Here is a 22136-nt window from a genome sequence, read left to right as displayed (position 1 = left end):
AGTGGCAAATAATCAAATGGAACTTGAAGATGAAGGGTCGGCAGGCAAATTTGAGCGTTTTTTATTCTTGATGATTCCGATCATCTTCACGCTTGTACTGCTTGGAGTACTGTTGACCCTATTTAATATGGACATCCGGAATAACGTCCTTGAGATTGCGAACAAGATTCCTGTGCTGGAGAAATGGGTGCCTGAACCGGCCCCGGATCCGGATTCTGAATCTGCCGGAGATACCGCAGAGGATCCGCAAGCTGAAAGTGAAGAGCAGGCTGCCAGTTCGGAGAGTACGATTAAAGAGCTTAAGTCACAGCTTAACGCGCAGGCAACGCAGCTGAAGCAGGCAGAAGAAGATAAAGCGGCGGAGGCTATCAAAGCTGAGGCGCTGCAGAAGCAGATTGACGGGATGAAGGAAGAAGCATCAGCGGCGGTAGCAGCCACTGAGGAAGAGGAAGATCCTTATCTCAAACAGGTGACGGCTCTGGCCAAGCTGTATGCGGGGATGAAAGCCTCCAAAGCTGCCCCTATTATGGAGAACTTGACAACTGATGAAATGGTTCAGATCTTCAGTGTAATGAGTAATGCCAGCAAAACAGCCATCCTGGAAAAGATGGATCCGAAAAAAGCTGCGGATGTGTCCATAAAGCTAAAAGAAACGACGAATTCAACCGATATGGCTATTGCAGCCCTTCAATCGAGACTGAAGCAGGATGAGGCCGGTTCAACTACGGCGTCTACCACAGCCAATCTTGATCAGGAGAAGCTCAGCCAGACTTTTGCATCCATGCCTGCTGCTGATGCGGCTACCTTGCTGGGTTCGATGTACAGCATTAGCCCGGATAAGGTCATCACCGTACTGAATTCAGTAAGTGATACTGTCCGCTCCTCTATATTGGGGGAGATGACCAAGAATGACAGCGCACAAACAGCCAAAATTGTAAACCGGCTGATGGGCGGTAAATAACACTTGAAGGGAGGTGAAAAAGATGAGTTTAATCGTACAAACCTTAAGTGCAGGTAACCTGGCTGCTACCACTGGAACGACAACAGGTGCCAGCGGAACCGCAGGTACGGGTACACCTTTTGCCCAGACGCTTGTACAAAGCATGGTAGGTACTGCTGCTAAAGGAACCGAAGCACCTGTATTGGGCAATCTGGCTTCCTTGCTGCAAGGTCTTCTGAGCGCGGTACAGGCCAAGGGTGAAGAATCCGGCAATACGGATGCCAAGAAAGCAGATCTTCTTGAAGGTCTTGCCCAGGACATGGAGAATCTCGACGCCAGCCTGGAGGCTGATCCGGCACTGCTTGCTGCTCTTCAAGGGTGGCTGCTTCAAGTATCGGCACTTATATCCGGTAATAATTCAGCAGTTCAGACTGAGGGATCAGATAGTGAAGCAGTAGCAACAGCGGGGTTGTCACCTCTTGCCCAGAACCCTGAAACCGTGCGTTTTGCAGTTCAGGATGAGCTGAACAGCCTTGTTCAACTGGTTCAGGATGCAGCGGTAAGCGGAAGTGAAGATACAGCAACTAAAGGTGCTGCACTGTTGAGTCAATTCTCAGCAATTCTGGCTGAAAGCATGCCTGCCGATAACAAAGCGAAACTCAAGCCAGTAAGTACAACTGAGACTCAGGCCGTAGCGCTTAAGCAAACATCTGGAGCAGAATCTAAACCGGATGCTGTTGACAGTAAAAGTGTGGTTTCAAACATCCGTACGCTGTTGGATGCCTCAGCTAAGACTCAGTCAGCTCCAGCGACGCCAGCAGCAACCGGTACAACCATAACTGCAGAAGAGAGTCCCCAGCTTCCTTCCACGGGCTTAGCTCCAGTGACGAAGGAGACCGCAGCTGCTGAGGAAACCTTGCCGGCGGCCAAAGCATCAGCCGGAGAGCCTGAGATCGTTACAGCAGGACAGTTGTCCCTCAGTAACGGAATTCCTGCACCTCTGAAAGCATCAGCCTCACCGGTGCCGGTTCAGCATTTCGCTCAGGAAATGAATACTTTCATCAGCGGTAAATTGGAGATCGTCAAAAAAGGCGGAGTAGCTGAAGCTACAATTACCTTATTCCCCGAGAATCTTGGACAAGTTGATGTGAAGATATCGATGCAAAATGGTAATCTGGTTGCGCAATTCCTGACCCAGCACAGCGGGACGAAGGATATTCTTGAGCAGCAGATGAATCAGCTTCGTTTAGCTTTACAGTCTCAAGGGCTTCAAGTAGAAAGACTTGAAGTAACCCAGAATAACCCATCCCCTCAGTCACAGTGGACTGGACAGCAAGGTCAACAGCCGGGTGCTGGCGGACAACAGCAAGGCAGACGTTCTAGAGAACGCCAGGAAGAATCGGCAGATGCAGTGCTTGCCGCAGAGCTTAATGGAGAATGGAAAGACTGGGTATCGGCAACGCAGCAAGATAATAATCAGAACGGCGGTTTTTCAGCCAAAGTCTAATAACTGGACAAGCGAGGTGAAATGAAATGGCAACAACGAATCCCGTTTCTGGCAGTAACTCATGGAATTATGTATCGGATAATTCAACTACCTCCAAGACAACAGGCAGCTCCACACTGGGCAAGGATCAATTCCTCAAAATACTGATTACGCAGCTGCAGAATCAGGATCCCATGCAGCCGATGGAGGATAAGGAATTTATCGCTCAGATGGCTCAGTTCTCATCTGTTGAACAGCTAATGAATATTTCAACCCAGCTTACGGCATTGAATCAGTCGCTTGGCTCTGTATCGGGTCTGATCGGTAAAGATGTCACCTGGACAGACGCCCAAACCAAATTGCCGAAATCAGGCAATGTAGAATCCATCGTTGTAAGCAGTGGTGTACAGTACGCGGTAGTAGGCAGTGAGCGGATCGCCTTAACCGATATCACGCAAATTCAGAATGCTTCTGCTGAACCGGCAACGGGCAGTGATACTTCAGCAGGCGGCGGGGAGAGCGGGGCAACCACATGAGCGACAGACTGACTATAGGCCAGCTGTATCCGGCGAGTGTACACCCTTCAACACTTCAGCGTCAGCAGTCAGCCAAGAGTTCTGTAAGCTCTGAAGCTTCATTTGAGAGTGTGCTGCAGAAGAATATGCTGAAGTTCAGCAATCATGCGGCGAAGCGGCTTGAACAGCGGGGGATCGAGCTTGGCAGCCGCCAGTTGGATCAAATCTCATCTGCGGTAGACAAGGCAGCTGCCAAGGGCAGCAAAGAATCACTGATCCTGATGAAGGACATGGCGTTAATCGTAAGTGTTGCTAACCGTACTGTAGTTACAGCTATGGATGGGAACTCGATGAAAGACAACGTATTTACACAGATAGACAGTGCAGTGATCATTTCTTGAACCGGCTGGTCCTAACTGGAGAGCCGGAATGTCCGCCGACCGACTGACGCGGGCATCACTCCAATTTCCATCATTCTAATTATAAGAGTCTGAAAGACTCTAAATCCGGGAGGACGACAAACAATGTTAAGATCTATGTATTCAGGAGTTTCAGGTATGCGCGGGTTCCAGACCAAGCTGGACGTTATCGGTAACAATATTGCCAACGTCAACACCATCGGCTTCAAATCAGGCCGCGTAATGTTTAAAGACATCATGAGCCAGACGGTGTCAGGTGTTACAGCACCGGTTGATGGAGGACAAGGCGGGGTTAATGCCAAACAGATCGGTTTAGGGGTAAGCATTGGTTCTGTGGACACTATGCATTTGGCAGGTAGTGCAATGACAACTAATAATCCTACGGATCTGCGTATTGACGGCGACGGCTTCTTCCTGGTGAAACTCTCGGATGATCAGGAGACACCTTTCCTTACCCGTGCAGGAGATTTTCATGTGGATTCTAACCGCAATCTCATTACTTCCGATGGCCTTCATGTCGTGAGTGTGGATGGGGAATCCATACAATTGCCTGAAGAAGCTACCGCCTTCTCCATCTCAAGTGACGGTACCATTGTTCAGACTATGGCTGACGGAACGACTGAACAAGGGGTTCAAATCGCTGTCGCCAAAGTTAGCAACCCGCAAGGACTTGAGAAAATCGGTGGTAATCTGTACCGGATGACGTTGAATGCGAATGCAGAGGGAGCACTCGAGCCGACTACTGCCAACAATGCTGAAGTGGGAACAGGTTCAATCGTTGCCGGCCAGCTGGAAATGTCCAACGTCGATCTGACGAATGAATTCACTGAGATGATCGTATCACAGCGTGGTTTCCAGGCGAATTCACGTATTATTACAACTTCTGATGAAGTACTCCAGGAAGTTGTTAACCTCAAGCGTTAATTTTATTTATAGTCATAAACTTGCTGTATAATAGTAACTTTCCGCCTGTGGCGGTATTGTTATTATAGTCGTGGGGGGGACTCCTCCCCCTATTTTGTTAGGAGGCCTGTTATGATTTCGGTAACAAGATTGAATGGGGCGGCAATGTGGTTAAATGCCCTGCTGGTTGAAATGGTTGAAGAATCCCCGGATACGTATATCACGCTCGTAACCGGCAAAAGGCTGATTGTGCTTGAAAAGGCTGATGAAGTCATTGAGAAGATCAAGGAATACAACAGGGACATAGGCACACATGCTGCCACCATTAAAGTCCAATCGATGGAGGAGCTTTCATGAAGAAGATGATGCCATGGCTCATTACGATTTTACTGGCGATTACACTTATTGTAGTAGCCGCATTTCTGCTAATGGACAAGTTTTTCCCGAGTGATGCGAATGATGTGAATCAGGCGGTCCAGAATGTGGAAGCTAAGAGGCTTTCTGCTGATCAGATCGTCGAATTGACAGCAGAAATCACCGATATCAAAACTAATCTTGCTGACCCCGATTATATCGTTTCAATAAACTTCGCGTTCCAGTTGGATACTGCCACGGCCAAGGAAGAATTCGAAAAGATTAAAGAAATCAAAATCAAACCGCTGATTATCAAGGCGCTTGCTGATACCAAGCCGGAAGAGCTGAACGGGGCTGACGGCAAGGATCAACTGAGCAGCAAGCTGGTGAATTTGATCAACAAGACCTTGACTGAAGGACAGCTTACACAGATTGAGGTCACCAACTTCATCTTGGCACCAATGTAGCTGCTGGCGGGTTAATTCTTTGATGGGGGGGGTGATTGAAATTGGTTGATGTACTATCACAAAATGAAATTGATGCTCTTCTTGCTGCACTATCATCCGGTGAAATGGATGCCGACGAACTTAAAAAAGAAGAAACCCAGAAAAAAATCCGCTCTTACGATTTCAAACGGGCCGTACGCTTCTCCAAAGATCATATCCGCAGTCTTACCCGGATCCATGATAACTTTGCCCGCTACCTTACAACATACTTTTCGGCCCAATTGCGCACTTTTGTACAAATCAGTGTCGTTCAAGTAGAGCAGCTCCCTTATGATGAGTTTATCCGCTCCATTCCCAAAATGACGATACTGAATATTTTTGAAGCCGAACCTTTAGAGGGCCGGATGGTCATGGAGGTGCATCCGAATATAGCCTTTGCCATGCTGGACAGACTGCTTGGCGGATTTGGTACAGCACCTTCGAAGATTAACGCCCTGACTGAAATCGAAACGACAATTATGGAGAGGATTTTCAGCAGATGTTTCGAAAGTCTCCAGGAAGCCTGGAAGACAGTTCTGGACATCCATCCACGGATGGAAGCACTGGAAACGAATCCGCAGTTTATGCAAATTGTATCGCCAAATGAAACGATTGCCCTTATCTCCCTCAGCACCAAAATCGGAGATACCACCGGGATGATCAACCTCTGTATCCCTCACGTTGTTCTTGAGCCGATTATGTCGAGGCTGTCTGTTCACCAGTGGTTTGTATCCGAGAAGAAGGTGCGGGATGAGGTTGAGCTTGAAGCCATCCGGGCAAGAGTCCACCGGGCTCAGCTTCCGATAGTAGCAGAGCTGGGTGAATCGAGGTTATCCATTGCTGAATTTCTCGGGCTCAGTGTCGGCGACGTGATTTCTCTTAACAAGACTGTGGATTCCGGACTGTCAATCAAGGTAGGGGACAAGCTGAAATTCATCGGAAGTCCTGGGATAATCAAAGAACGAGTGGCTGTGCAAATAGACGAGATTGTCAGCGAAGGGGTTGAAGAGTTTGACGAGTAAAGATTATTTGTCCCAAGAAGAGATAGATGCTCTTCTTAGACAGTCTGCGGAAGGTAACCTGGCTCCCTCGCCGAAGACAGTGGATGATTACTTAACACCTTTTGAACAGGATGCTCTGGGAGAGATCGGTAATATCACATTTGGCAGTGCAGCGACTGCGCTGTCCACTCTGCTCGGCAAAAAGGTTGATATCACGACTCCTAAGGTATCCATTATTACCCGCAGTGAGTTTGAGGAAGCATTCCCTAAACCTCATGTCGCAGTTCATGTACAGTATGTGGACGGTTTCCAGGGGATCAATTCACTGGTCATCAAGATCAGGGATGCACAGGTCATTGCCGATTTAATGCTTGGCGGTGAAGGTGAACCCAAAGACGAGGAATTGAATGAAATTCATATCAGCGCCGTGCAGGAAGCCATGAATCAGATGATGGGCTCATCCGCTACTTCCATGTCGACTATATTTAACAGATTCGTCAATATTTCTCCTCCAGGCATTGATATTCTAAATATGTCCAGTGGAGAAGGGGTTGGAAGCCTGCCGGATGATGAAACATTAATCCAGATTTCGTTCCGGCTGAAAATCGGCGATTTGATCGATTCCACGATTATGCAGCTGCTGCCGGTGCCGTTCGCCAAAGACATGGTGACCATGCTATTGGGCGATGTCAGCCAGGCTGACCAGGAAGCGGCCGTTACGTCGACCGAAACACCTCCCAAACCCGCTGCAGCACCAGAACCTGCTCCAGCTGCACCTCCGGTACAGCAGCAGATGCCGGCACCTGACCCGGGAGGGATTCCGCCTCAATATCCGCCGCAGGGGATGCCGCCATATCCGGGAATGCCTGAAGGTGGCTATTATTATCCTCCTGCCGGTATGCCAGCCTATGGTATGCCGGGTATGCCGCCTTACGGAATGCCGCCTCAAGGAATGCCATATCCGCAGGCGCCGCCGCAGAATTCTGCACCTAATCGCAATGTGAATGTGCAGCCGGTACAATTTGCTAACCTCAGTGCAGGGGCTTTTGGCAATATTGACGAAAATAATTTAAATTTATTGATGGACATACCACTGAGAGTGACCGTAGAATTAGGAAGGACCCAGAAGCAGATCAAAGATATTCTGGAAATGTCGCAAGGTTCGATTATCGAACTGGACAAACTGGCGGGCGAGCCTGTTGACATTCTGGTTAACAACAAGCTCATTGCCAAAGGGGAAGTCGTAGTTATAGACGAAAACTTCGGTGTCCGCGTTACGGATATCGTCAGCCAGTGGGACCGTATACAAAAATTACAATAAGCATACTTAGGGAGGATTTTGTAAAAATGGCTAACCGAATTCTAATCGTGGACGATGCAGCATTTATGAGAATGATGATCCGGGACATTTTGTCGAAGAACGGATTTGAGGTAGTGGGTGAAGCCCAGGACGGTTCACAGGCTATAGAGAAATTTAAGGAACTGCGTCCGGATCTGATCACGATGGATATCACCATGCCTGAGATGGACGGAATCGCCGCCCTAAAAGAAATCAAAAAAGTGGATGCCAATGCCAAAGTCATCATGTGTTCAGCCATGGGTCAGCAGGCTATGGTCATTGATGCAATTCAAGCCGGGGCGAAGGACTTTATCGTGAAGCCTTTCCAGGCTGACCGTGTAATTGAAGCTATCAATAAAACGTTGGGTGTGTAGGAATCAGGTATGTTAGCCAATTCCGGAACGCTCGGAGACGGTAGTAATGCCCTGCTGAATTTGTTGAAAGTAGTTTTTTTTCTTGCAGTAATTGTCATTCTTATCGTGCTGCTGATCCGTTTTCTGGGACGCCGCAATCAGACAATGATGAGCGGCCGTTCCATCCGTACATTAGGTGCGATGGGGCTCGGTCCGAATAAGTCGATTCAGATCATCGAACTCGGCGGCAGCCTCTATCTGATCGGAGTCGGGGAGAACATATCCATGATGGACAAAATCACCGATCCGGCAGAAGTTGCGTTAATCATTTCCGCATTCGAAGATCAGACGTCAGGAACTGACAGCTTTATGGCACCGCTTATCACCAAAATCAAATCCAAGCTGCGCGGTGAAGTCCCATCCCAGGAAATTGAACTTAGTGAGACTTCGTCTTTCTATGAGACGCTGCAGTCCAAGCTTGCGCTTGCGCCTGAGCGTAAAGAGAAGCTCGAAGAACTGCTGCGGGATGATGACCTTAAGAATGAGTCGAGGGATTTATGAAAAAAAAGCTGATTCTTTCTTTACTGCTTCTAGGTGTATTCAGTATTGTTCTTCTGCATCCGGTTCACGCCGATCCTATTCCTAACATCAGTATTCAGGTCGGTGATAATGATACGGCAAGCGGCGGTACGAGTTCAATTTCCATCCTGCTGCTGGTAACGGTGCTGAGCATTGCACCTTCATTTCTGGTGTTAATGACGAGTTTTACCCGGATAGTGATTGTGCTGGGGTTCGTAAGAACATCACTCGGCACGCAGCAAATGCCTCCGAACCAGGTGCTTGTAGGACTGGCTCTGTTCCTGACCCTGTTTATCATGTCGCCGACACTGGCAACCGTGAATGAAACGGCCTTACAGCCGTATATGAAAGGCACGCTGACCCAGAGCGAGGCGCTCAATAAAGCGCAGGAACCGCTGAAGGAATTTATGTTCAAGCAGACCAATACCAAGGACCTGCTGCTGTTCATGAACTATACCGGCAACAATGCTACGGTCAAACCGGCCAGCTACAATGATATTCCTTTGACTGTTATGGTGCCGGCGTTTGCGATCGGAGAGATGAAAAAAGCGTTTACGATGGGCTTTATGATTTTCATACCGTTTCTCATTATTGATATCGTAGTATCCAGTACGCTAATGGCCATGGGGATGATGATGCTGCCGCCGGTCATGATATCCTTGCCTTTCAAAATTATGCTCTTTGTGCTAGTGGACGGCTGGTACCTAGTAGTCAAATCACTGCTGCTAAGTTTTAACACCTGACCCTTAAGAGGAGGCGTAAGGGATGAATGCGGAGTTTATTATCGGTCTAGCCGGCCAAGCCGTATATTTGGTGCTGGAAACCAGCGCCCCCATGCTGATTCTTGGTCTGGTGGTAGGACTGATCGTCAGTATTTTTCAAGCCACAACCCAGATTCAGGAGCAAACCCTGGCGTTTGTTCCCAAAATCGTTGCCGTACTGCTCGCACTACTGCTGTTCGGTCCGTGGATTATAACGAAGCTGGTGGATTTCACCAGTCAAATCTTGGGCAGCCTCTATATGTATATCGGTTGAGATTATGAATATAGAGACCCTGCTGCAAAGTTTTCCTGTCTTTCTGCTGATTTTTTGTCGAATTACAGCCTTTTTTGTTGTCGTCCCTGTCTTTTCTTCGCAAAGTGTGCCGACAACTTTCAAAATTGGTTTGTCTTTTTTTGTATCTATGGTCATCTTCAGTTCAGGCGGGATGAACGTCACCGTTCCGCAGGATCTTAATTTTATTCTGCTGATTGTCAGAGAAGCTTTAATCGGGCTGCTGCTTGGATTTATCGCCTATCTGATGTTCATGACGATTCAGACGGCGGGTTCCTTTATCGATATTCAGATCGGGTTTGGTATCGCCAACGTAATCGACCCGATGACAGGCGCCTCTGCTCCTATCATAGGTAACTTCAAGTATATGATTGCGCTGCTGCTGTTTCTGACGATGAACGGACATCACTATTTGCTGGATGCAATTGTTTACAGTTACAAATGGGTGCCTATCGACAATGACTTATTCCTCAAAATGATCGACGGAAGCTTGTCGGAATTTCTGGTCCGCACTTTTGCACAATCTTTTATGCTGGCCTTTCAAATGTCGGCACCGCTGGTTACCGCATTATTTCTTACGGATGTCGGTCTTGCCTTCCTGGCGAGAACTGCTCCGCAATATAATGTGTTCGTCATCGGAGTTCCGCTCAAAATCATTGTTGGTCTGGCGCTACTTCTTATACTGATGCCGGGGCTGGCTGTGCTGTTCCAGAATCTCTTCGACATTATGTTTGAGTCCATGCATAACTTACTTGGCCTCGTGGGGAAGAGTCCTTAGGTAACGGTAAGGAGAGATTGTCTTGGCTAAGCCGAAACGATATCAATTAAATCTTCAGCTGTTCGGGGGAGATAAGACTGAGAAAGCCACCCCGAAGAAACGGCAGGACGCCCGCAAGAAAGGGCAGGTTGCCAAAAGCGCGGAGATGTCCGGCGCAGTGGTGCTGTTCTCGGCATTATTGTCGCTGAGCATTTTCGGCGGTTTCATGAAAGAACGCTTTGTCAAGCTGTTCACAGATGTGTTTCAGAACCGGATGATGATGGAAGTAACACCGGAGAATGTCTCTACGCTGTTTAACCAGTACGGGCTGCAGATTCTGATTCTGCTGGCTCCCCTGCTGGGCATCACCTTCCTTCTGGCGCTTGTGGCCAACTTCGCGCAGGTGGGTTTTATGGCTAGCGGTGCAGGGATTACACCTAAGTTCGAGAAGATCAATCCGATCAAAGGCTTCAAGAATATTTTCTCCATGCGTTCGTTTGTCGAATTCCTTAAATCCATCTTCAAGCTGGTACTGATTGCGTACTTGGTCTACAGCACACTTTGGGGGGAGAAGGAGAGCTTTGCTTCCCTGGCGCATGTAAATGCGGAAGGAGTGTTCGGCTTCGCTGCGAAGCTGACTATGAGCCTTGGCATCAAGATTGCAGCGGCTCTTTTTATAATGGCCGTACTCGACTATATCTATCAGAAATACGAGCATGAGAAAAGTCTGAAAATGTCCAAACAGGACATTAAGGATGAGTACAAAAAGATGGAGGGCGACCCCATCATAAAAGGTAAAATCAGGGAACGCCAGCGCAGAATGGCGATGCAGCGGATGATGCAGGAGGTCCCTAAAGCCGATGTAATCATCACGAACCCGACCCACTTTGCGGTTGCCCTGAAGTATGACGGTTCCAAAATGGAGGCTCCGCAGATTATAGCCAAGGGCCAGGATTATGTGGCGCTCCGTATCAGGGAGCTGGCCAAGGAGCATGGTGTTGTGACTATGGAGAATAAGCCGCTGGCACGGGCGCTATTCCAGAGAGCGGAAATCGGTGATGTGGTTCCGGCCGATTTGTTCCAGGCTGTTGCCGAAGTGCTGGCCTATGTATACAAGCTTAAAGGTAAGAGGAGATAAGCCGGGGGAGGTTAAGGACATTGAAAGCTAGAGATCTAACAGTTCTACTGGGCGTTATCGGCATTGTGCTTATGATGATTCTGCCCATCCCTGTCTGGCTTCTGGATGTACTGTTAATTGTCAATATCTCAATAGCTCTGACCATTATACTGGTCGCAATGAATACGAAGGATCCGCTGCAATTTTCGATTTTCCCTTCATTACTCTTAATCACTACACTGTTTCGGTTAGCCTTGAATATCTCCACCACCAAACTGATTCTTGGTGATGGTCATGCCGGTGAGGTGGTAGCTACATTCGGAAGCTGGATTGCAGGTGGACAAATCGCTATCGGTTTCATCGTCTTCCTGATTCTGGTTGTTGTGCAGTTCATTGTTATCACCAAAGGCTCTGAGCGCGTTGCCGAGGTGGGGGCACGCTTTACACTGGATGCGATGCCCGGTAAACAAATGAGTATCGATGCGGATCTGAATGCAGGGATGATCAATGAGCAGCAGGCGCGCGAACGCCGGCGTAATGTTGAACGCGAAGCGGATTTCTTCGGAGCCATGGATGGTGCGAGTAAATTCGTTAAAGGTGACGCCATTGCCAGTATTATCATCCTGCTGATCAATCTGATCGGCGGCTTTATTATCGGGATGACGATTCACGGAATGTCCTTCCAGGATGCACTTTCGACCTACTCTATACTGACGATCGGGGATGGTCTGGTCAGCCAGATTCCTGCACTGCTCATTTCCACAGCTTCCGGTCTAATCGTAACCCGTGCAGCTTCGGAAGGTAATCTGGCTGAGGATTTGACAGGACAACTGCTGTCTTATCCAAAGCTGCTTTACATTGTAGCTGTGACGATTGCTTTTCTGGGCTTCTTCACCCCAATCACGGTGATGTCTACATTGCCTCTGGCGGGTCTGATGGCTTATGCGGCCTACAGCATGGGGCAGAAGGCCAGCAGGCAGCAGATTGCCGATGAACAGCTGGTAGAGGAGAAGCAGATTGAAGAAGTGCGCAGTCCCGAAAGTGTCATTAATCTGCTGACGGTTGACCCGATCGAGTTCGAATTCGGCTATGGCCTGATCCCTTTGGCGGATACGGGACAGGGCGGCGATCTGCTCGACCGAATCATCATGATTCGACGGCAATGTGCGCTTGAAATGGGTCTAGTCGTGCCGGTTATTCGTATACGCGACAATATTCAACTAAAACCGAATGAATATGTCATCAAAATTAAAGGAAATAACGTTGGCGGCGGTGAATTATTACTTAATCACTATCTTGCCATGAGTCCCGGTTATGATGACGAGTCGATTAACGGGATTGAGACTATCGAACCATCCTTTGGATTACCTGCGCTATGGATTGATGAATCAGTTAAGGAACGGGCGGAGTTATCCGGCTATACCGTAGTGGATCCTCCTTCTGTTGTGGCCACACACCTGACAGAGCTAATCAAACGTCACGGGCATGAACTGCTCGGGCGTCAGGAGACCAAGCAGCTGGTCGACAATCTCAGGGAGAATTATCCCGTTCTGGTGGACGAACTTATTCCTTCCATACTGGCAGTTGGTGATATTCAGAAAGTACTTGGCAAGCTGCTCCGTGAGAAGATTTCCATCCGGGATCTGGTTACGATCTTCGAGACTCTGGCGGATTATGGCACGTATACCAAGGATCCTGATATTCTGACGGAATATGTCCGGCAATCCCTGTCCAGGCAGATTACGCAGCAATTCTCCCAATCGGGTGAGACATTGCGTGTAATTACTGTAGGTCCCACACTTGAGAAGAAGATTACTGAGAGTGTTCAACAGACGGAGCAAGGCAGTTATTTGGCGCTTGATCCTGTATCTACTCAAACCGTCTATCAACGGCTTACCGAGCAGATCAACCGTCTCCTGCAATCCGGACAGCAGCCCATCGTTTTGACATCTCCGACCATTAGAATGTACCTGCGGCAGGTCATTGAACGGACGATGCAGGATATCCCGGTATTGTCTTACAGCGAGCTCGAGCCAAATATTGAAATTCAAAGCGTTGGGGTGGTGAATTTATGAGAGTGAAGCGTTATGTGGTCGATACGATGCCTGACGCCATGCATTCCATCCGCAGCGAACTTGGAAGCGACGCCGTCATTCTAAGCACCAAAGAGATTAAGGTCGGCGGATTTATGGGCATGTTCACCAAAAAGAAAATCGAAGTTGTGGCAGCCGTTGAGGATACAAAGAAGCCCGCTGCACAGGAAAAGTCACCTGCTCAACCGATGAACATCCCTCGTAATGCCGTTCCGCAGGCTTACCAAAAGGCGGCGTCAGCATCTGCTCCACAGGCTGGGCAGGTGAAAGAAACAACATCAGCCCGCTCATTTGCCGAGATTGCCGCCGCACTCGCTGATCCTGTTGATCAGGGCGGCGGGGGCGTAGCGGTGATGCCGGCGCTGTCTAAGACGGAACAGCTGGATGTTATGGCAGGTGAACCTGTCAAAGAGCATCCTCCAGTTCCAAGCCCGGAGGAGAGCCGCCAGGCATTGTCAGCGATCTTTGAATCTCTTGAAACGGAAGCGCCTGCACCTGGCGGTACTCCGGCTCAAGAGAGCGATGTCCTTCGGGAGATTAGGGATATGAAGCAGTGGATGGAACGTATTGCCCGTTATTCCTCCGGGGCAGCTGAATTGCCGGATGCGCTGGAAGTGCTCAAAGGCCGTCTGATGGATCAGGAGACGGACGCCGTACTTGTGGATGAATGGATTGGAAATGTCCTGGAACGCTACCGCGAAGAAGGAAGCGGCTGGAGCCCCGGTCACTTCGGTGAGGTGCTCGAAGAGCAGATTAGTGAATTTCTGGCCGGCCGTATCGCCGGAGGCATTGCCCCCGATACAAAGATCGTGTACATTGCCGGACCTACCGGTGTAGGCAAAACGACAACCATAGCCAAACTGGCAGCGGAACAGCTGTTTAGGCAGGGCCGTAAAGTGGGCCTGATTACCTCTGATACTTACCGGATTTCAGCAGTCGAACAGCTTAGAACATACGCATCCATTTTGAATATGCCGCTGGAGGTTGTCCAATCGCCCGGAGATCTGCAAAGAGCCATGTTCCGCCTTGAGGGCTGTGATCTGGTGCTTATGGATACTGCAGGCCGGAACTACCGCAATGAAATGCTGGTAGCCGAACTGCAGAGTCTGCTTGCCAAGGAGCTCAAGAGCGAAACCTTTCTGGTGCTCAGCCTGACATCCAAAAGCCGCGACATGAAAAAGATCGCCGAGCACTTTGGGAGATACCAGCTGGATAAGGTTATATTCACGAAGCTGGATGAAACAGGCAGCTATGGCCCGCTCTTCAATGTTCTGAATGATTTTCCGCTAAAGCTCTCTTATATTACGAATGGCCAGAATGTTCCTGATGATCTTCTGATGGCTACCAGAGAGCAGATTACCGGAATGCTGCTGGGAACAGGGGGCGAGTGATGGATCAGGCGCAATCCTTAAGACGGTTAGTATCCAGCCAGGACTCCAAGCAGGTCTCCGGCAGCGGAGTCTCCGCCCGGATCATTACCGTATGCAGCGGAAAGGGGGGCGTCGGGAAATCGAATTTCACCCTTAACTTTGCACTCGCACTGAAATCCATGGGACGGAGAGTTCTTTTGTTCGATGCCGATATTGGCATGGCCAACATCGACGTGCTTATGGGTGTGTCAGCGAAATACAATCTGTACCATCTGCTTAAGCGGGAAGCCGACATCGGACAGATCATTCAACTCGGTCCGGAATCCTTACCATTTATCGCAGGCGGTTCCGGAATGGATGAGCTGTTCTCACTCTCGGAAGCTGATCTGGATTACTTTACCACTCAGATTGCGCAAATTGCCGATACGATGGACTTTATACTTTTTGACACAGGGGCTGGACTGTCTAAGGAAACGATGAAGTTTATCACTTCTGCCGATGACTGTCTGGTTGTCACGACACCTGAGCCTACCGCCATTACGGATGCGTACGCGCTGATGAAAGTAGTTCATAATTCGCATCCGGAGGTTACCTTCAGGCTGATTGTCAATCAGGCGGGGGATGAGCGGGAAGCAAGAGTGACCAGTGATAAAATCCGCATGGCCGCCAGCCGGTTTCTGCAGCTTGAACTCCCGTTTCTGGGTTATATAAGCAGTGATGCACATGTAGTTCAGGCAGTAAAGAAACAAATTCCATTCTCAGTGGCTTTTCCGAACAGTATAGCAGCCAAGGATGTGCACCGGCTAGCGCTGAGCTATCTGGCTGTTGATTCAGTAGAAACCGCTAAAGTACAAGGCATCAAGGGGTTCATCAGCAAGTGGTTGAAACGAAACAAATAATTGTTCTGAATTTGAGGGACAGAGGTGGAAATGCTATGAGGCCATATAAGGTTTTGGTTGTGGATGATTCCGCTTTTATGCGTAAAATCATATCCGATTTAATTGAAAACGATGCTGATTATCAGGTAACAGCAACGGCTTCCAACGGCCGTGAAGCTATCGAGAAAGTGAATGAGCTTCGTCCGGATCTGGTGACCATGGATGTGGAAATGCCGGAAATGAATGGTCTGGAGGCGCTGAAAATAATAATGGCCCAGCGTCCGCTTCCAGTCATTATGCTGTCAGGTATTAATGAAGAGGGGATGAAAGAAACAATTCTGGCGTTGGAATGGGGGGCTTTCGATTTCATCCGAAAGCCGTCCATTTCAAACTCCCAGGATATTATCGCAGTCGGGGAATCTCTCCGTGAGCAGATGAAAGAAGCCATGCTGGCCCGCGAACAGCGTGAAGCAAGGGCTTCTGCTTACAAGACTCCGGATCTGCCTCCTGCTGATCAGCCAGTTCTGCCGGCGCCGTCTCCTGCTCCGCGAACGGTCATAGAACCAGTGAAACGGAAGATTGAGCCGCTCAAGAAGGAAACGGACTCCCTGCGCAAGCCGGTCCAGGGGACACTGAAGCCGAAGGGCAATGCGCCTCTGGAGCTCCCGGCAGACAAGAATCCGCAAGTGAAGAGCCCCGTCAGTGAAGTTCCGAAGCGGCTGGTTAAGCCGGCTGCGGCAGTGCCTAAACCCGCTTCCGAACGCTTTAGAAGCCGGATCCAAGGGGACTCCGGAGCAGCCATTCCGGATCTGCGGTCTGCTGCCGCTGAAACGGCTGCAGGAGGTTTCTTTGAGCCTCCTGCGGCACAGGCAAATGCGGTAAGCGGAAGCAGGGGCCTGCGCAAGCTGGTTGCTGTAGGATGCTCAACTGGCGGTCCCAGAGCGCTTAAGGCGTTCCTGGAGAATATCCCCGGTGATTTCCCGGCACCGATTGTCATTGTTCAGCATATGCCGCCTAATTTCACCAAATCGCTGGCCCAGCGGCTGAATACCTTCAGCGCGCTTGACGTTGCTGAAGCGGAGCATGGCATGGTCCTGCGGCAGGGGGCTGCGTATATAGCTCCCGGCGGTTATCATCTGAAGGTTGCTCCGGCAGCCGGCGGTCAATATGTGATTGAGCTTACCAAAGAAGAAGCCCGCAACGGCCATCGGCCTTCTGTAGATACACTGTTTGAATCGGTACTGCAGCTTACCTCGCTTGAACGTCATGCGGTCATTATGACCGGGATGGGCAGCGACGGGGCCCGTATGATGAAGGCACTCTATGACTCGGGTGTGACGTCAACCTTTGCCGAGAGTGAAGAGACCTGTGTCGTTTATGGAATGCCACGGTCTGCAGTGGAGCTACAGTGCGTGAAACATATCCTGCCTTTGCAAGACATTGCTCCAAGGCTGGTGCAAGCCGTTAAATAAAGGAAAAGCGAACTCGAAGGGGAGGTGCTCGTTAGTGGACATGAACCAATATTTATCCATGTTTATTGATGAGTCAAATGATCATCTGCAGTCATTGAACGAAAGCATGATGGGGCTGGAAGCAAATCCTGAAGATCTGAGTATTGTCCAGGTAATTTTCCGCTCTGCCCATACCTTGAAAGGTATGGCGGCTACAATGGGTTTTGAGGATTTGGCTTCGCTTACGCATCAAATGGAGAACGTGCTCGATCTGGTGCGTAACAATAAACTGCGGATGCAGGATTTCATTTTTGACACCCTGTTCAAGAGTATTGACGCTCTGGAATCCATGGTTGAGGATATCACAGGCGGAGGCGAGGGTAAGGCTGATGTTTCGGCAATCGTATCTTCCCTCCAGGCTATTGTCCGGGGCGAGGTACCCGCTGCCGGCGGAGCCGCTGCAGAAGTAACTGCTGCCGCTGCCGGGAATGCTGCCGATGCCCAGGTGTATCTGGATGAATTCCAGTACTCTGTGCTGGAGCAGTCGCTGCAGGAAGGCCATCAGGTGCTGTATGTTGATGTGGCCATCCGCAAAGACTGTCAGCTCAAAGCAGTGCGTGCATATATGGTCTTCGACCTTCTGGAGCGTTCAGGAGAAGTTGTCAAGTCCTTCCCTTCGGTTCAGGACATAGAGCAGGAGAAATTCGATTACGGTTTCTCCCTCTACTACATAACCCAAAAGGATGCCGGCGAAATTCAGAAGATGATCCTGAATTTGTCGGAGATCGATACGGTTACAGCCGTAGCGCTTGATCAGGAATCCTTGCGTCAGATGGGACAGGAGAGTGTTGCAGCTACCGCAGAAGCGCCTGCCCCTGCTCCGGCGTTAGAGGCCGCTCCTGCTGCCTCTAACGCTTCACCGGCTGCTTCCGCACATGGCAGGGAAGAGAACAAGGCCGCTCCGGCCAGAGCTGGCGGAGCGCCTTCGCCTTCCCGGACGATCCGCGTGGACATCGAGCGTCTGGATGTATTGATGAATCTGTTCAGTGAGCTGCTCATTGACCGCGTTCGTCTGGAGCAGCTGGCTTCCGAAGTGCAGAACGGGGACCTTACCGAAACGGTTGAACATATGGGCCGGGTCAGCGGGGATCTGCAGAACATAGTGATGAAGCTGCGCATGGTGCCGGTGGATACCGTATTTAACCGGTTCCCGCGGATGGTCCGCGATCTAGCCAAATCGCTTGACAAGAAAGTGGATCTGATCGTTACAGGCGCTGACACAGAGCTGGACCGTACTGTAATTGACGAGATTGGTGATCCGCTTGTGCATTTACTGCGTAATGCAGTAGACCACGGTGTTGAGTCCATAGCAGACCGTGTCGCTGCCGGCAAGCCGGAGACAGGGACCGTCCACCTCCGGGCTTTCCATAGCGGCAACCATGTCTTTATCGAGATTGAAGAGGACGGCAGAGGCATCTATCCGAAGAAGATTCTGGGGTCTGCTGTTAAGAAAGGTGCTATTACCCAGGAGCAGGCCAATGCGATGTCAGATGATGAAGCTTATCAGCTTCTGTTCGCTCCGGGCTTCAGTACTGCAGAGGTGATCTCCGACGTATCGGGCCGCGGGGTCGGACTGGATGTAGTAAAAGCAAAGATCTCATCATTGGGCGGGAACGTAACCATTTACTCTACACCGGGTAAAGGGACGAATTTCTCCGTTCAGCTTCCGCTGACCCTGTCGATTATCGCAGCCATGCTAGTCCGCCTGGGTTCAGAGAAATATGCAATTCCGCTGTCTTCCATAGTAGAAACAGGCATTGTGAAACAGTCTCAGATCCGTACCATTCACGGCAACAAAATGCTGGAATTCCGGGGCAGCCATATTCCGCTCGTATCACTTAGCAAGATCTTCTCAATTCCGGACTATGATGAAAGCACGGAAGAAGAGACAGAGATTGTGGTTGTACGCAAGGGAGAGCGCCTGGTTGCCCTGGCGGTTCAGGACTTTATCGGGCAGAACGAGATTGTAATCAAGAATCTCGGCAAGTATCTGCCTGAGGTTCAGGGGATTTCCGGAGCCACTATCCTTGGTGATGGACAAGTTGCACTTATTATTGATCCGAATGCTTTTATTAAATAATCAGGATAGAACAGGGAGGTTCATTCCATGGCTGAAGATATCAAAGTCATAGTATTTAAGCTTGGCACTGAAGAATACGGCATTGAAGTGGAGAAAGTCCAGACCATCGAGCGCATGATGCCGATAACCCGCGTACCCAAGACCTATTCGTTTATCAAAGGTGTAATCAATCTGCGCGGTGTAGTCATCCCCGTCATTGATCTGCGCGGCCGTTTCAGCATTGAGGAAGCAGAGCATACAGACCAGACCCGGATCATTATAGTGAATGTGAATGAGATGGAAGTCGGCTTCATCGTCGATTCAGCGAATGATGTTATTGATTTGAACCGTGACATTATTGATATACCACCGGATGTTGTGGGCGGGATCAAAGCGAAGTATCTGGACGGGGTGGCCAAAATTGGAGAAGACCGTCTGTTGATAATGCTCAACTTGTCCGAGGTGCTTAACAAGGGCGAAATCGTGCAACTGGAAAGCCTGGAGGGCTAGCCAGTGGAGCTATTCAAAAACTTCAAGGATTTCAAAATGGATGTGCTGAAAGAAGTCGGGAATATTGGAGCCGGCAACGCCGCCACCGCGTTATCGCAGCTGCTCAATAAGCCGATTGATATGGCTGTACCTAAGGTACAGCTCCTCAGCTTTGAGGAGATTACCGATAAGGTCGGCGGAGCTGAGGAATTGGTTTATGCAGTTTTCCTGCGTGTTGAAGGTGAAGCTCCGGGCAACCTGTTCTTCATTCTCTCTCCGGAAGCAGCGACCAACCTGCTCAGCCGGATTGCCGGAATTGAGATTTCAGGCGGTGAAGAGCTCAGTGAAATGGAGTTATCCGCATTGAGCGAAATCGGCAATATCCTTGCCGGCTCCTACCTCTCCTCGCTGGCTGACTTTACCTCACTCTCCATGTATCCGACGGTACCGGCGCTTGCTATGGATATGGCCGGGGCAATTCTTGGATACGGGCTGCTGCAGTTCGGTCAGATGGGTGATGATGCGCTGCTGATCGATACGACGTTTCTGGAAGGCCAAAATGAGATTGAAGGGCAATTTTTCCTTATTCCCGATCCCGAATCATTCCCCAAAATATTCAAGGCATTAGGAGTACCGTTTGATAATGATTGAAGAACAGAGCATTATTAAAGTAGGCATGGCGGATCTTAACATAGGCAGCCAGGACAGTCTTATCCGTACGACCGGTCTTGGTTCCTGTGTTGGCCTGACACTGTTTGATCCCGGCAAAAGACTTGCGGGCATGGCACATGTCATGCTGCCCTCGTCGGATATTGCCCGGGAAGGACAGATGAATATTGCCAAGTTTGCCGATACCGCTGTGCCTGAGCTTTTATCCCGCCTGCTGGCGCTAGGGGCGGTCCGGAGCCGGATTGTGGCCAAGATGGCCGGAGGCTCGCAGATGTTCGCATTTGCCGGGGGGAGTGACACCATGAGGATCGGGCCTCGTAATGTGGAATCCTGCAAACTAGCATTGGACGCATTGAACATTCCGCTGATCGCGGAGGACACGGGTGGCAATTATGGACGTACGATAGAAATCGCCTGCAATACCGGGGTGCTCTTTATCCGCAGCGTTCAAAAAGGCCCGAAGGAAATATAGCCATGAGCAAGAAAATATTATTAAGCACAGGTCTCGGGTTGATTGGATTTCTATTTACGTTTCTTACAAACTACGGACATAATTTAGTTGGAACCAGCCTGATCCGGGGAATATATGGATTTATTATCTGGTTTGTGCTTGCTTTCCTTCTAAGATGGGTATTGGGTGTTATTATTGGGAAATCCTCTGAATCTTCAGACCTTGAAGCCGGATTTGAAGATAATGGTGAGGCACTTGGTGCCAAGCTTGATATTCAGACGCCGGAAGAGGATCAGGAATTGAAGAACCTGCTGACGCCGAAACCGGAAACAGCAAGTGCGGACAGGGATGGATTCACACCTCTGCAGCCTCCAAAACTGGTCTCTATGAAAGATCCTGAAGAATTGGCCAAGGCCGTTCGTCACCTGAAAGAAGAATAAGCGAGTGCCGCGGCGAAAGTCCGTAATCTTGCGCCGCATGGTACCGCTGACTAAACTTTGGGAAGGGTGAAAGCCGTTGAACGAGCATAAAGCTGCTCAGTCAGAAACAGATGGACTGTGGGAACAATGGAAAGAACAAGGTGATCCTGAGGCCAAAAAAAAGCTGATTGAGAGTTATCTCCATATTGTTGATTACGTGTCCAGCCGTCTGGCAGTGGGGCTGCCCAAAAATGTATCCAAAGATGATTTGGCCAGCAATGGCGTGATGGGGCTGATTGATGCCATCGAGAAATTCGACTACAAGCGGGGACTGCAATTTCAGACCTATGCTTCCTGGCGGGTAAGAGGAGCTATCCTTGATTCTCTGCGGCAAAGTGACTGGGTTCCCAGATCGGTACGTGAAAAAGCGAAAAAAATTGAGGATGCCTACCAGCAGCTGGAACAGAAATATTTGAGATCCGTTAGTGACGATGAAATGAGCCAGTATCTGAACATTACTGAAACCGAGTTTCAGACTATGCTGCAGGATGTTGCTGTTATGTCGCTCTGCTCACTGGAAGATCCTATCCGTGAGGAAGAGTCAGAGACACGGATGTCTATTCTCGTGGACGATAAGGCTAAGAATCCGGACCGCAAAGTGAATGAGTTCTATCTGCGTGATACGCTGACTAAAGGCATCGAGAAATTAACAGTGAAAGAACGGACCGTCGTGTCCCTTTTATATTATGAGGATTTATCTTTGAGCGAGATCGCTGAAGTGATGTCACTCTCTCCTTCGCGGATCTCACAGCTTCATTCGAAGGCTATTTTGCGGCTAAGAGGAACACTTGAGAAAAACCGTGATCTACTTATGCAAAATGATTAACCGGGCGACG

At 49.6% G+C, this 22136-nt stretch carries 25 protein-coding genes; all 25 read left to right on the top strand.

Annotated elements, in window-relative coordinates; genetic code table 11:
* Position 1 precedes the first annotated feature (1 nt).
* The 25 genes from PBOR_RS20640 to PBOR_RS20520 all read left to right on the top strand — a co-directional run bounded on the left by PBOR_RS20640 (position 2) and on the right by PBOR_RS20520 (position 22126).
* On the top strand, positions 2 to 961 hold the full coding sequence (locus PBOR_RS20640; protein ID WP_245647844.1) for a MotE family protein: 960 nt from the start codon (positions 2 to 4) through the stop codon (positions 959 to 961).
* 22 nt (positions 962 to 983) lie between these two features.
* Positions 984 to 2447, top strand: coding sequence for a flagellar hook-length control protein FliK (locus tag PBOR_RS35600; protein WP_052429576.1), 1464 nt, complete (start codon positions 984 to 986; stop codon positions 2445 to 2447).
* A 26-nt stretch (positions 2448 to 2473) separates the two neighbouring features.
* A complete protein-coding gene (gene flgD / locus PBOR_RS20630; RefSeq protein WP_042214885.1) occupies positions 2474 to 2962 on the top strand; it encodes a flagellar hook assembly protein FlgD in 489 nt (162 codons plus the stop codon).
* Entirely contained in the window at positions 2959 to 3342 is a 384-nt protein-coding gene (locus tag PBOR_RS20625) for a TIGR02530 family flagellar biosynthesis protein (protein ID WP_042214883.1), read from the top strand. Before flgD ends, PBOR_RS20625 begins: the two co-directional genes overlap by 4 nt.
* Before the next feature lie 123 nt (positions 3343 to 3465).
* Positions 3466 to 4284, top strand: a complete 819-nt coding sequence (gene flgG / locus PBOR_RS20620) for a flagellar basal body rod protein FlgG (RefSeq protein ID WP_042214880.1) — start codon at positions 3466 to 3468, stop codon at positions 4282 to 4284.
* A 111-nt stretch (positions 4285 to 4395) separates the two neighbouring features.
* On the top strand, positions 4396 to 4620 hold the full coding sequence (locus tag PBOR_RS20615; RefSeq protein WP_039295177.1) for a flagellar FlbD family protein: 225 nt from the start codon (positions 4396 to 4398) through the stop codon (positions 4618 to 4620).
* On the top strand, positions 4617 to 5084 hold the full coding sequence (locus tag PBOR_RS20610) for a flagellar basal body-associated FliL family protein (protein ID WP_042214877.1): 468 nt from the start codon (positions 4617 to 4619) through the stop codon (positions 5082 to 5084). Before PBOR_RS20615 ends, PBOR_RS20610 begins: the two co-directional genes overlap by 4 nt.
* Before the next feature lie 41 nt (positions 5085 to 5125).
* Entirely contained in the window at positions 5126 to 6124 is a 999-nt protein-coding gene (gene fliM, locus PBOR_RS20605; protein WP_039295181.1) for a flagellar motor switch protein FliM, read from the top strand.
* The gene (gene fliY / locus PBOR_RS20600; RefSeq protein ID WP_039295184.1) at positions 6114 to 7424 is read left to right on the top strand and encodes a flagellar motor switch phosphatase FliY; all 1311 of its coding nucleotides are present in this window, start codon (positions 6114 to 6116) and stop codon (positions 7422 to 7424) included. Before fliM ends, fliY begins: the two co-directional genes overlap by 11 nt.
* 26 nt (positions 7425 to 7450) lie before the next feature.
* Positions 7451 to 7816: a response regulator gene (locus tag PBOR_RS20595; protein WP_019910416.1), complete on the top strand. Its 366-nt coding sequence runs from the start codon at positions 7451 to 7453 to the stop codon at positions 7814 to 7816.
* Positions 7817 to 7825: 9 nt separating this feature from the next.
* A complete protein-coding gene (locus PBOR_RS20590; RefSeq protein ID WP_052429575.1) occupies positions 7826 to 8356 on the top strand; it encodes a flagellar biosynthetic protein FliO in 531 nt (176 codons plus the stop codon).
* On the top strand, positions 8353 to 9117 hold the full coding sequence (gene fliP, locus PBOR_RS20585) for a flagellar type III secretion system pore protein FliP (protein WP_042214875.1): 765 nt from the start codon (positions 8353 to 8355) through the stop codon (positions 9115 to 9117). Before PBOR_RS20590 ends, fliP begins: the two co-directional genes overlap by 4 nt.
* 22 nt (positions 9118 to 9139) lie before the next feature.
* Entirely contained in the window at positions 9140 to 9409 is a 270-nt protein-coding gene (gene fliQ / locus PBOR_RS20580; protein ID WP_036692523.1) for a flagellar biosynthesis protein FliQ, read from the top strand.
* A gap of 4 nt (positions 9410 to 9413) precedes the next feature.
* A complete protein-coding gene (fliR, locus tag PBOR_RS20575) occupies positions 9414 to 10205 on the top strand; it encodes a flagellar biosynthetic protein FliR (protein WP_042214872.1) in 792 nt (263 codons plus the stop codon).
* A gap of 22 nt (positions 10206 to 10227) precedes the next feature.
* Complete coding sequence (flhB, locus tag PBOR_RS20570; RefSeq protein WP_042214869.1) at positions 10228 to 11322, top strand: flagellar biosynthesis protein FlhB; 1095 nt, start codon at positions 10228 to 10230, stop codon at positions 11320 to 11322.
* Positions 11323 to 11393: 71 nt separating this feature from the next.
* Positions 11394 to 13376 carry a flagellar biosynthesis protein FlhA gene (gene flhA / locus PBOR_RS20565; RefSeq protein ID WP_425415547.1) on the top strand — a complete coding sequence of 661 codons (1983 nt, stop codon included), beginning with the start codon at positions 11394 to 11396 and terminating at the stop codon, positions 13374 to 13376.
* A complete protein-coding gene (flhF, locus tag PBOR_RS20560; RefSeq protein ID WP_042214865.1) occupies positions 13373 to 14785 on the top strand; it encodes a flagellar biosynthesis GTPase FlhF in 1413 nt (470 codons plus the stop codon). Before flhA ends, flhF begins: the two co-directional genes overlap by 4 nt.
* On the top strand, positions 14782 to 15663 hold the full coding sequence (locus PBOR_RS20555; protein WP_042214863.1) for a MinD/ParA family protein: 882 nt from the start codon (positions 14782 to 14784) through the stop codon (positions 15661 to 15663). Before flhF ends, PBOR_RS20555 begins: the two co-directional genes overlap by 4 nt.
* 35 nt (positions 15664 to 15698) lie before the next feature.
* Positions 15699 to 17114, top strand: a complete 1416-nt coding sequence (locus tag PBOR_RS20550) for a protein-glutamate methylesterase/protein-glutamine glutaminase (RefSeq protein ID WP_042214860.1) — start codon at positions 15699 to 15701, stop codon at positions 17112 to 17114.
* Positions 17115 to 17148: 34 nt separating this feature from the next.
* Positions 17149 to 19233, top strand: coding sequence for a chemotaxis protein CheA (locus PBOR_RS20545; protein WP_042214858.1), 2085 nt, complete (start codon positions 17149 to 17151; stop codon positions 19231 to 19233).
* Between the two features lie 27 nt (positions 19234 to 19260).
* Complete coding sequence (locus PBOR_RS20540; protein WP_042214855.1) at positions 19261 to 19722, top strand: chemotaxis protein CheW; 462 nt, start codon at positions 19261 to 19263, stop codon at positions 19720 to 19722.
* Positions 19723 to 19758: 36 nt separating this feature from the next.
* Positions 19759 to 20352, top strand: a complete 594-nt coding sequence (locus PBOR_RS20535; protein WP_216626453.1) for a chemotaxis protein CheC — start codon at positions 19759 to 19761, stop codon at positions 20350 to 20352.
* Positions 20345 to 20842 carry a chemotaxis protein CheD gene (locus PBOR_RS20530; RefSeq protein ID WP_039295222.1) on the top strand — a complete coding sequence of 166 codons (498 nt, stop codon included), beginning with the start codon at positions 20345 to 20347 and terminating at the stop codon, positions 20840 to 20842. Before PBOR_RS20535 ends, PBOR_RS20530 begins: the two co-directional genes overlap by 8 nt.
* Before the next feature lie 2 nt (positions 20843 to 20844).
* Positions 20845 to 21261, top strand: coding sequence for a hypothetical protein (locus PBOR_RS20525; RefSeq protein WP_042214853.1), 417 nt, complete (start codon positions 20845 to 20847; stop codon positions 21259 to 21261).
* 76 nt (positions 21262 to 21337) lie between these two features.
* Complete coding sequence (locus PBOR_RS20520) at positions 21338 to 22126, top strand: FliA/WhiG family RNA polymerase sigma factor (RefSeq protein ID WP_042138136.1); 789 nt, start codon at positions 21338 to 21340, stop codon at positions 22124 to 22126.
* The last annotated feature ends 10 nt before the right edge of the window (positions 22127 to 22136 follow it).

Origin of the sequence: Paenibacillus borealis (assembly GCF_000758665.1) — a bacterium.
GTDB lineage: Bacteria > Bacillota > Bacilli > Paenibacillales > Paenibacillaceae > Paenibacillus_AQ > Paenibacillus_AQ borealis.
The sequence above is the reverse complement of the archived record's forward strand: the minus strand, read 5'-3'. Positions and strand labels throughout refer to the sequence as shown.

Coding starts and splice junctions, on each gene's coding strand:
- PBOR_RS35600 (WP_052429576.1), top strand. CDS start 984: ATGAGTTTAATCGTACAAACCTTAAGTGCAGGTAACCTGGCTGCTACC.
- flgD (WP_042214885.1), top strand. CDS start 2,474: ATGGCAACAACGAATCCCGTTTCTGGCAGTAACTCATGGAATTATGTA.
- PBOR_RS20625 (WP_042214883.1), top strand. CDS start 2,959: ATGAGCGACAGACTGACTATAGGCCAGCTGTATCCGGCGAGTGTACAC.
- flgG (WP_042214880.1), top strand. CDS start 3,466: ATGTTAAGATCTATGTATTCAGGAGTTTCAGGTATGCGCGGGTTCCAG.
- PBOR_RS20615 (WP_039295177.1), top strand. CDS start 4,396: ATGATTTCGGTAACAAGATTGAATGGGGCGGCAATGTGGTTAAATGCC.
- PBOR_RS20610 (WP_042214877.1), top strand. CDS start 4,617: ATGAAGAAGATGATGCCATGGCTCATTACGATTTTACTGGCGATTACA.
- PBOR_RS20595 (WP_019910416.1), top strand. CDS start 7,451: ATGGCTAACCGAATTCTAATCGTGGACGATGCAGCATTTATGAGAATG.
- PBOR_RS20590 (WP_052429575.1), top strand. CDS start 7,826: ATGTTAGCCAATTCCGGAACGCTCGGAGACGGTAGTAATGCCCTGCTG.
- fliP (WP_042214875.1), top strand. CDS start 8,353: ATGAAAAAAAAGCTGATTCTTTCTTTACTGCTTCTAGGTGTATTCAGT.
- fliQ (WP_036692523.1), top strand. CDS start 9,140: ATGAATGCGGAGTTTATTATCGGTCTAGCCGGCCAAGCCGTATATTTG.
- fliR (WP_042214872.1), top strand. CDS start 9,414: ATGAATATAGAGACCCTGCTGCAAAGTTTTCCTGTCTTTCTGCTGATT.
- flhA (WP_425415547.1), top strand. CDS start 11,394: ATGATGATTCTGCCCATCCCTGTCTGGCTTCTGGATGTACTGTTAATT.
- flhF (WP_042214865.1), top strand. CDS start 13,373: ATGAGAGTGAAGCGTTATGTGGTCGATACGATGCCTGACGCCATGCAT.
- PBOR_RS20550 (WP_042214860.1), top strand. CDS start 15,699: ATGAGGCCATATAAGGTTTTGGTTGTGGATGATTCCGCTTTTATGCGT.
- PBOR_RS20540 (WP_042214855.1), top strand. CDS start 19,261: ATGGCTGAAGATATCAAAGTCATAGTATTTAAGCTTGGCACTGAAGAA.
- PBOR_RS20535 (WP_216626453.1), top strand. CDS start 19,759: ATGGATGTGCTGAAAGAAGTCGGGAATATTGGAGCCGGCAACGCCGCC.
- PBOR_RS20530 (WP_039295222.1), top strand. CDS start 20,345: ATGATTGAAGAACAGAGCATTATTAAAGTAGGCATGGCGGATCTTAAC.
- PBOR_RS20525 (WP_042214853.1), top strand. CDS start 20,845: ATGAGCAAGAAAATATTATTAAGCACAGGTCTCGGGTTGATTGGATTT.